This window comes from Thiemannella venezuelensis, assembly GCF_014203605.1.
Lineage (GTDB): Bacteria > Actinomycetota > Actinomycetes > Streptosporangiales > Streptosporangiaceae > Planomonospora_A > Planomonospora_A venezuelensis.
In genome coordinates this window covers 32,368-39,243 of the sequence record NZ_JACHJJ010000041.1, presented here as the reverse complement: position 1 = coordinate 39,243, position 6,876 = coordinate 32,368, and the positions used below count along the sequence as shown (strand labels likewise).

14 protein-coding genes are annotated in these 6,876 nt (G+C 65.0%); 13 read left to right on the top strand and 1 reads right to left on the bottom strand.

What is annotated here, in order from left to right; all coding sequences use genetic code 11:
- Positions 1–61 precede the first annotated feature (61 nt).
- Positions 62–670: a helix-turn-helix domain-containing protein gene (locus FHS22_RS35495; protein WP_221474530.1), complete on the bottom strand. Its 609-nt coding sequence runs from the start codon at positions 668–670 to the stop codon at positions 62–64.
- 205 nt (positions 671–875) lie between these two features.
- On the opposite strand from FHS22_RS35495, the gene FHS22_RS35490 reads away from it, so the two are divergent.
- The 13 genes from FHS22_RS35490 to FHS22_RS35430 all read left to right on the top strand — a co-directional run bounded on the left by FHS22_RS35490 (position 876) and on the right by FHS22_RS35430 (position 6,876).
- Positions 876–1,193, top strand: a complete 318-nt coding sequence (locus FHS22_RS35490) for a hypothetical protein (RefSeq protein WP_184948583.1) — start codon at positions 876–878, stop codon at positions 1,191–1,193.
- A gap of 287 nt (positions 1,194–1,480) precedes the next feature.
- Entirely contained in the window at positions 1,481–1,930 is a 450-nt protein-coding gene (locus tag FHS22_RS35485; RefSeq protein ID WP_184948582.1) for a DUF3307 domain-containing protein, read from the top strand.
- Positions 1,931–1,953: 23 nt separating this feature from the next.
- Positions 1,954–2,157, top strand: a complete 204-nt coding sequence (locus tag FHS22_RS35480; RefSeq protein WP_184948581.1) for a hypothetical protein — start codon at positions 1,954–1,956, stop codon at positions 2,155–2,157.
- Between the two features lie 165 nt (positions 2,158–2,322).
- The gene (locus FHS22_RS35475; RefSeq protein WP_184948580.1) at positions 2,323–3,264 is read left to right on the top strand and encodes a hypothetical protein; all 942 of its coding nucleotides are present in this window, start codon (positions 2,323–2,325) and stop codon (positions 3,262–3,264) included.
- A gap of 89 nt (positions 3,265–3,353) precedes the next feature.
- The gene (locus FHS22_RS35470; protein WP_184948579.1) at positions 3,354–4,214 is read left to right on the top strand and encodes an FtsK/SpoIIIE domain-containing protein; all 861 of its coding nucleotides are present in this window, start codon (positions 3,354–3,356) and stop codon (positions 4,212–4,214) included.
- A 13-nt stretch (positions 4,215–4,227) separates the two neighbouring features.
- The gene (locus FHS22_RS35465; protein WP_184948578.1) at positions 4,228–4,431 is read left to right on the top strand and encodes a hypothetical protein; all 204 of its coding nucleotides are present in this window, start codon (positions 4,228–4,230) and stop codon (positions 4,429–4,431) included.
- Positions 4,421–4,618, top strand: coding sequence for a hypothetical protein (locus FHS22_RS35460; RefSeq protein ID WP_184948577.1), 198 nt, complete (start codon positions 4,421–4,423; stop codon positions 4,616–4,618). The genes FHS22_RS35465 and FHS22_RS35460 overlap by 11 nt, the downstream gene beginning before the upstream one ends.
- Complete coding sequence (locus FHS22_RS35455; RefSeq protein ID WP_184948576.1) at positions 4,615–4,983, top strand: hypothetical protein; 369 nt, start codon at positions 4,615–4,617, stop codon at positions 4,981–4,983. The genes FHS22_RS35460 and FHS22_RS35455 overlap by 4 nt, the downstream gene beginning before the upstream one ends.
- Positions 4,984–5,074: 91 nt before the next feature.
- Positions 5,075–5,425, top strand: a complete 351-nt coding sequence (locus FHS22_RS35450; protein ID WP_184948575.1) for an RRQRL motif-containing zinc-binding protein — start codon at positions 5,075–5,077, stop codon at positions 5,423–5,425.
- Between the two features lie 8 nt (positions 5,426–5,433).
- Positions 5,434–5,679: a hypothetical protein gene (locus tag FHS22_RS35445; RefSeq protein WP_221474529.1), complete on the top strand. Its 246-nt coding sequence runs from the start codon at positions 5,434–5,436 to the stop codon at positions 5,677–5,679.
- Complete coding sequence (locus FHS22_RS35440; RefSeq protein ID WP_184948573.1) at positions 5,676–5,876, top strand: hypothetical protein; 201 nt, start codon at positions 5,676–5,678, stop codon at positions 5,874–5,876. The genes FHS22_RS35445 and FHS22_RS35440 overlap by 4 nt, the downstream gene beginning before the upstream one ends.
- Positions 5,873–6,289 carry an RRQRL motif-containing zinc-binding protein gene (locus FHS22_RS35435; protein ID WP_184948572.1) on the top strand — a complete coding sequence of 139 codons (417 nt, stop codon included), beginning with the start codon at positions 5,873–5,875 and terminating at the stop codon, positions 6,287–6,289. The genes FHS22_RS35440 and FHS22_RS35435 overlap by 4 nt, the downstream gene beginning before the upstream one ends.
- Entirely contained in the window at positions 6,280–6,876 is a 597-nt protein-coding gene (locus FHS22_RS35430) for a DUF2637 domain-containing protein (protein ID WP_184948571.1), read from the top strand. Before FHS22_RS35435 ends, FHS22_RS35430 begins: the two co-directional genes overlap by 10 nt.

Here is a 6,876-nt window from a genome sequence, read left to right as displayed (position 1 = left end):
CCGTACCACCCGCCACGGCGAACGGGACGATCAGGCGGAAACCTCCATCAGCCGAAAGCCTTCAGGAGGGACGGCCATCCCCTGAGTCATCCAGGTCAGCCAGTTCCTGGGCGTAATCGAGTGCTTGATTAGTCCAGGTCATCGCGCATTCATAGTCACCGGAGTCCTGATAGAGCCAGCCACAGAATTCGGCGAACTCTGTGGCGACATCCAGCACGTGCCGCCGGTCTCCTCCACGAGCCGATTGCACCAGGCGATCTATGAGCGGTAGCTGAGCCTGCACAGCGGGCACCAGATAGAGAGGGCCGAGGAGCGTATCAGCTCGAATGTGCTCGGTGAGGATGTTCGACAGGTACGTGATCACCTCGGGTGAAGGCGCTCCCGGCAGAGCACGTGGCAGCGCAGTGAGGGCGGGCACCACGACCCCCGACTTAACGGCAAGACCTAGATCTTCTTCGGGAGCACGGTACAGCTCACAGAAGATCGGCCGATAAGCAGCGGGCACTTCGCGGCGGTTGTTCTCAAACATCGAGAACAGGGTCCGCAGACTAGATCGGGACGGTACGTCGATCTTCAGCCTGTGCCCGATCTGCTCGAAACGAACAATCGCCTGTTCCTGAGACCACTTGCGTCGTTTCCTAGCTTGCTTGAGCAAGTTTCGATCTTCCATCGAACCTCGCAGCGGCTCGGCTTAATGATGTTAGAGCAGAGAACTCCATCATGCCTCATAACTGGCTGGTCGCGCATGGGTTAACAACGGAGGTTAAGTCCTGTTGGGAATTGTCTGCTGTCGCGTTTCTTCGTTTCCAGCTGTCATGGGGTTCACAGGGAGTTCGCACCACAGGGGTGCGGCCCTCGATTCGGAGGTGAGCTCTGTGAAGCTCTTCGTCGACGTCACCGGCAAGACGTTCATGGTGACGAAGGAAGCGGTCGAGAAGGCTGACCAGAACGGGCGTCAGAAGTCCGAGCGGGAGACCGGCCGACCGATGTGGGTCACGCAGGTCATGGCGCTGGACGAGACGGGCGGCGAGATGATCAACGTCACCACGGCTGGTGAGAAGCCTACGGTGATCGTTGGTTCTCAGGTCGCCCTGTTCAAGCTGGAGGCTCTGCCTTGGGCGACCAACGGTCGCAACGGCGTGGCCTTCCGCGCGGTTGACATCAAGCCCGCTGGTGCTTCGGCCAGCAAGTAGATCGCATTCCCTGACCTGCGCCAAGGAACAGCGTTCCGGGCTGAAGGTCGAACCGAAGTTCGCTCGCATCAAGAACACAACAGGTGATCAACGGTCCGTATAGGGCCTGGTTGTCCGGAGGGCTTCTGCTACCTCTCCGGCCTGGTTCGCCTGATCCGCCTGGGATCGGTTCTGCCACTCACGCAAGGACCGATCTCGGCGGCCCCATCAAGGGATCTCGCCTGGCTTTTCCAGGTTCCCGCTGAGCCGTCATCGGGCTCACGTCCACAGCCTTAGGAGTCGTCATCATGACGAACACCGCTGACTTCGCTGCGATTCTCGCGACGCTCTATGTCGCACACAGCGTAGGAGATCACTGGGTTCAGACCCACCATCAGGCGTGCGCCAAAGGCGCGCCCACGATCGCGGGACGGCTGGCGTGCCTTCGGCACGTGGTCACCCTGACCCTCACCAAGGTCATCGCACTCGCCGCGCTTGTGCTGGCCACCGATCTCAAGACAGCTCCGCTGTCCCTGCTCGCTGGGCTCACAGTCGATGCGCTCTCGCACTACTGGGCCGATCGCCGCACCCCACTGGCTCGTTTTGCCGAGCTGATCGGCAAGGGCGACTTCTTCCGCATGGGCCTGCCTCGTCCCGGCACCGACGACGCTCCTCATCTCGGCACCGGCGCCTATGCCCTCGACCAGTCCTGGCACCACCTGTGGCTGTTCATCGCCGCACTCATCATCACCGCGTAATCCGACCAGAAGGGATCACAACCATGGGCTGGCTCTTCAAGAACCGCGAAGACGCAATCACGTGCAACTCCGATGCCGCCGCCGACGCCTGGCGTCAGGCCGCCAAGGCCAAGAAGACCGGAGATGCCAAGGCCGTCAAGGCATGGACTGACTGGGCGCGTGACTGCGACCAGACCGCCACCGGATTCGCCAACGGCGACTACGACGACGTTCTCAAAAATCCCTGATCACGGGCCATAAACCGTCGTTAGTCACACACGCGTGCGAGGCCGTGAATCTGCCCAGATCCGGCCTCGCCGCACTCCTCACGATCTACGCAAGCGGGACCGTATCGCCTGCTACAACGCACGGCCCCGCCTCAACCCCCCGCCCTCGCTATGAGGAGGAGAGTCATGTCCAAGGGTAGCTTCGGCACACCCAAACACAAGGGCGGTCTCGGCCGCCGTCACACCTCGGTCGCAGTGATTCAGCACAACGTGCAGTACAGCTACCTGCGGACCGCAAAGATCACCTTCTATGTCGTGCTGGCCGTGGTCGGCCTCTTCGCCGCTGTGATCTCCACCTACTACCTGCACCCGCTGGCCGCCGTCCCCATCGGCCTGGTGGCCGGCACCATCGTCGGCGGTCTGGTCGCCGCCGTCATCGCCATCTGGCCGGTCCTGCGGGCTATCTGGTGGTGGCTTCCCGAAATCACCTTCGCTCTGCTGCTGGTCGACGGCTGGGTCTACCTCCAGGACTGGACCAACCCGATCATCACGGGCGTCATCTACGCCAGCATCATCGCCGCCTGCGGCCTCATCCCCTTCCTGCGCCGTTACGTGCTGGCCCTGGCCTGGTGCCTGATCGTCCGGCACCGGCTGCGCGTCTGTTTCGCCTCCTTCCTGTCCGCCGATCGGCACGGTCACCTGCCGTTCATCGGCGTGGCCAAGCCCATCCCGGTCGGCGAACGCGTCTGGCTCTGGCTGCGTCCCGGCCTGTCTTTGGAGCAGCTCGAATCCCAGCTCGGCAGGATCGCTGTCGCCTGCTGGGCCGCCTCGGTCACCGTGACCAAGGCCCGCACCTCCAACGCCGCCGTCATCTACCTGGACATCAAACGCCGTGACGTCCTGGGCGGCTTGGTCGGCTCCCCGCTCACCGAGGAGTTGCCGACCGATGTTCCGGCCATCATCCGGCCGGTTCCCACCCTTCCGGCTCAGCTTGATCTGGCTGACGTGCCGGATGTCGACGACACCGACCCCACCGAGCGTCCGGCCAAGAAGACCGGCCGAGCTCCGGCCGTCAACGGCACCCCTGCCAAGACGACCCCGGACAACCCCGACCTCGACTGGATCTGACGCGTCGTCCGCTACCGGGAGAACGCCCCTTGTCTCTTCCGGTAGCCGCTCGCCTACGTCTTTCAGATACGCAATGAGGTGACGCTGCCATGCGCGCGGCTCTTTCCGAACCCTTGGCCACGATCCCGGTAGCGCCGTCCATGTCCATGTTCGACCCGGTCTTCATCGGGATCGACGAATTCGGTCACCCGGCCTACCTCGACCTGGTGTATCACAACCTGCTGGACGCCGGAGAACCCGGCGGCGGCAAATCCGTACTGATCCAAAACCTCGTCGGGCACGCCTTCTTGTGCCACGACTTCACCCCGGTCCTGCTGGACCCCAAATGGGTCGAGCTGGGGATGTGGATGGAAGCCGCCGAAGCAGCCGGCGGCGTGTTCATCGGCCCCGACATCGAGGCGGGCCTTCGCGTCCTGCGACGCCTGCAAAAGGTGATGGACCGACGCTATTCCTGGCTGGTGGCCCATGGCCGCCGCAAGTTCCTGCCCAGCGACCTCATCAAGGTCATCGGCATCTTCATCGACGAACTCGCCTACTACACCGCCACCACCGGCACACCTGAGCAGCAAAAAGAGTTCATCGCGCTGGTACGCGACCTGGTCGCACGCGGACGCGCCTGCGCCATGCCGGTCATCGCCGCCACCCAGCGCCCCAGCGTGGACATCATCCCCACCTCACTGCGCGACCTGTTCGGCTACCGGGCAGCCTTCCGCTGCACCACGCCCAACAGCTCCGACATCATCCTCGGCCACGGCTGGGCCTCGGCCGGATTCAACGCCCAGACCATCAACCCCACCACCCCCGGCGTCTTCTACCTCATCGCCGAAGGCGGCATCCCTGAGCTGGTCAAAGCCGCCTACCTGTCCGACGAGCAGATCCATCAGCTCGTCGACTACGTCACCTGGATCCGCCGCACCGGCGAGTCCCATCCCGTATCGCTGGCTGCCTGAACGGAGAACCACCATGCGCCACGACCCCGACACGGCTCCGGCCCTGGGCGAGGTGCCCTGGCCCGAGCAATCACTGCACGACCTGGAGATGCTCGCCCTGTGCTGCCCCGAGTGCGGCAACAACGAGCTCGTCGAGACCTCCATCATCACCGATCAGGGCCGCGAAACCGCCCTGGAATGCGACCACTGCGGGGAGGTGTGCCCCGATGTCCGCTGAGCTCTCTCCTGGCGTCGCCTGGCTGGAAAGCCCGCACATCATCCAGCACACCCGCTGGTACGACGAACTCAGCCGCCCCGATTCCTGGGCGCTGCCCATGTTCTGGCTCAAGAACGACAGTGACAGCGGCACCCCGATGACCGTCCCGGCCTGCGCCTACAACGACCCCGAGTGGAGGCCGCTGTGATCCACAAGAGCTACCACCCCAACGGCAGCCCCGATCTGCGGAGCTGGATCGCCCAGTGCGACAACCGCTGCTCCAACACCGTCGCCCTGATCGAGGCGACCCGCGCCGGATGGTTCATCGGCCACCGCGCAAACGGGCGCTGTTACTGCCCGGCCTGCATCGAGGTCCTGGCCATGTGCCTGATCTCCTGGACCCTGGTCTGCCCGGCCTGCGGCTCCTCGCAGCTGGCGCTCGGCACCGACAACGACGGCACCGCCGAACTCGTCCTGTGCGACGGAGAGTGCCGCTCCACCTACCTGGCCGCCGACGGATGGCACTGCGCCTGCTGCGGCGACCCCATCACCCTGCTCGACGACACCGACTGAGTCACAGCGTGGGGCCGGACCTCTCGCCAAAGATCTCCGGCCCTCGCTTCACACCCACTCCCCTGCCATCAAGCAAAGGAGCAGAACTGTCATGCACTCTATCCCTGCGTCGGCTGCCCGCATACCGCAGCTCGACCGACTCAACGCCACCCCCGGTACCCAGGTCGTCTTCTACGACCCCACCGGCTGTCAATACGGCCTGCCCACCTACCCCTGGAAGTGGGCCCCCAAGAACCTCAAGACCCGACGCCAGCTCGCCACCCTCGGCCTGCGGCCCGGCGGCCAAGCCCCCGTCGCTCAGATCCTGTGGCGTAAAGGCGGCCGCGTCGCCTATCTCTACGACATCACCCGCGCGCTGCCCAAGCGCACACCCACCAGCCGGCAGCTCGCGGCCCTGGGCAAGGCCCAGTGCGCTCGCCGTACTCAGCGGGACGCGACATGAATCGGCCCGTGGAGAACCCTGACTATGCCGCGTTCCTCAAGCGAGTCATCCGCGCCTACACCAAGCGCATCGCCGACGGCGACATCGAAGCCCTCGCCGATCTCACCGGCGTCGTCGCCGAATTCGACCACGCCATCGGCCAGGCCGTCATCCAGCTCCGTGCCCAGCACGGCTACTCCTGGGCCGACATCGCCCGCCCCCTGGGCATCACCCGCCAAGCCGCCCAACAGCGCTGGGGCGGTGAGTGCAAATGATCGCTTCTCCTGCACGCCTGGACTGGTCAGGCAACAAGCGACGCAACCCCAAGGCCGTCAACCACTGGATGCGCGGCCGTCGCCTGCTCTGCCACATCTGCAGCAAGAAGACCTTCCTGTGCGACGACACCGGCGCTCCCTGCCACAAGGTCTGTGCTGAAGCCGTCCAGCAGCGCTGGGGTGGTGAGAGTCGATGAGCGGCCCGCGTATCCCCCAGCTCGACTACGTCACCCGCACCAAGGGCGTCTACCTGAAGTTCTACGATCCCACCGGCAGCCGCCACGGCGGCCTGCCCACCTACCCCTACCGATGGGCTCCCCCCGGTCTGCTCACCGTGCGGCAGCTACGCGCCAAGCAGCTGCGCCCCGGCGGCCAAGACATCGCCGCCCAGATCATCTGGCGCAAAGGTCGACGTGTGGCCTACCTCTACAGAGAAGACCTCGCCAAGCCCAAGCGCACCGCCACCCCAGCGCAGCTGGCCGCCATCGACAAGGCCCTTCGCGCGCGGCGGATCTGCTCCACCTGCCACACCGAAAAGCCCTACTACATCGCCCGTTCCCTGGGCGAATGCAACGACTGCCACGACAAGTGGAGGTTCACATGCCGGTGAACACCGCCTCTGTCTCTCGCGGCGAACAGCTGGAATCACGCATTCAGCTGTTCATCCTGCTGTTGGTCGGTCTCATGGCCGGAGCCGCCTCCTTCACCCACGTCCACGACTGGACCATGAACAACAGCCCCGAAGGAACCGGCGAATGGTTCGGCTGGGCCAACGCCATCATCTCCGAACTCACCCCCGCCGCCTCCGGCCTGGAGGTCCGCCGCCGCAAGCGCAACGGCCAGCCCACCGCCTATCCGATGGTCGTGCTCATCGCCTCGGCCGTGCTGTCTGTCGCGGCGCAAATCGCCGTCGCCAAACCCCACCTAACCGGCTGGCTGATCGCCGCTATCCCGGCGCTGGCCTTCCTCGCCCTCACCAAGCTGGTGCTCTCTCGCACCCCGACCAACCGACCGGCGACGTCCGAAACCGCCGCCGCACTCGAAGCTGATCCCGAACCCACGCCTCAGCCTGCGGTAGCGCCCCTTGGCTATGAGCACCAGGAGCACGAGCCCACTGACCACCGCCCCCTCCAAGAGCGGCCCCCGACCCTGCCGGTGTTGCACCTGCCCGTCCCTGCCCTGGAAGGACAGCACTGA

What these genes read in the sequence shown, in the direction of transcription:
- FHS22_RS35440 (WP_184948573.1), top strand. Translation starts at nt 5,676, where the DNA reads ATGATCGCTTCTCCTGCACGCCTGGACTGGTCAGGCAACAAGCGACGC.
- FHS22_RS35485 (WP_184948582.1), top strand. Translation starts at nt 1,481, where the DNA reads ATGACGAACACCGCTGACTTCGCTGCGATTCTCGCGACGCTCTATGTC.
- FHS22_RS35475 (WP_184948580.1), top strand. Translation starts at nt 2,323, where the DNA reads ATGTCCAAGGGTAGCTTCGGCACACCCAAACACAAGGGCGGTCTCGGC.
- FHS22_RS35430 (WP_184948571.1), top strand. Translation starts at nt 6,280, where the DNA reads ATGCCGGTGAACACCGCCTCTGTCTCTCGCGGCGAACAGCTGGAATCA.
- FHS22_RS35495 (WP_221474530.1), bottom strand. Translation starts at nt 670, where the DNA reads ATGGAAGATCGAAACTTGCTCAAGCAAGCTAGGAAACGACGCAAGTGG.
- FHS22_RS35480 (WP_184948581.1), top strand. Translation starts at nt 1,954, where the DNA reads ATGGGCTGGCTCTTCAAGAACCGCGAAGACGCAATCACGTGCAACTCC.
- FHS22_RS35460 (WP_184948577.1), top strand. Translation starts at nt 4,421, where the DNA reads ATGTCCGCTGAGCTCTCTCCTGGCGTCGCCTGGCTGGAAAGCCCGCAC.
- FHS22_RS35435 (WP_184948572.1), top strand. Translation starts at nt 5,873, where the DNA reads ATGAGCGGCCCGCGTATCCCCCAGCTCGACTACGTCACCCGCACCAAG.
- FHS22_RS35470 (WP_184948579.1), top strand. Translation starts at nt 3,354, where the DNA reads ATGCGCGCGGCTCTTTCCGAACCCTTGGCCACGATCCCGGTAGCGCCG.
- FHS22_RS35465 (WP_184948578.1), top strand. Translation starts at nt 4,228, where the DNA reads ATGCGCCACGACCCCGACACGGCTCCGGCCCTGGGCGAGGTGCCCTGG.
- FHS22_RS35450 (WP_184948575.1), top strand. Translation starts at nt 5,075, where the DNA reads ATGCACTCTATCCCTGCGTCGGCTGCCCGCATACCGCAGCTCGACCGA.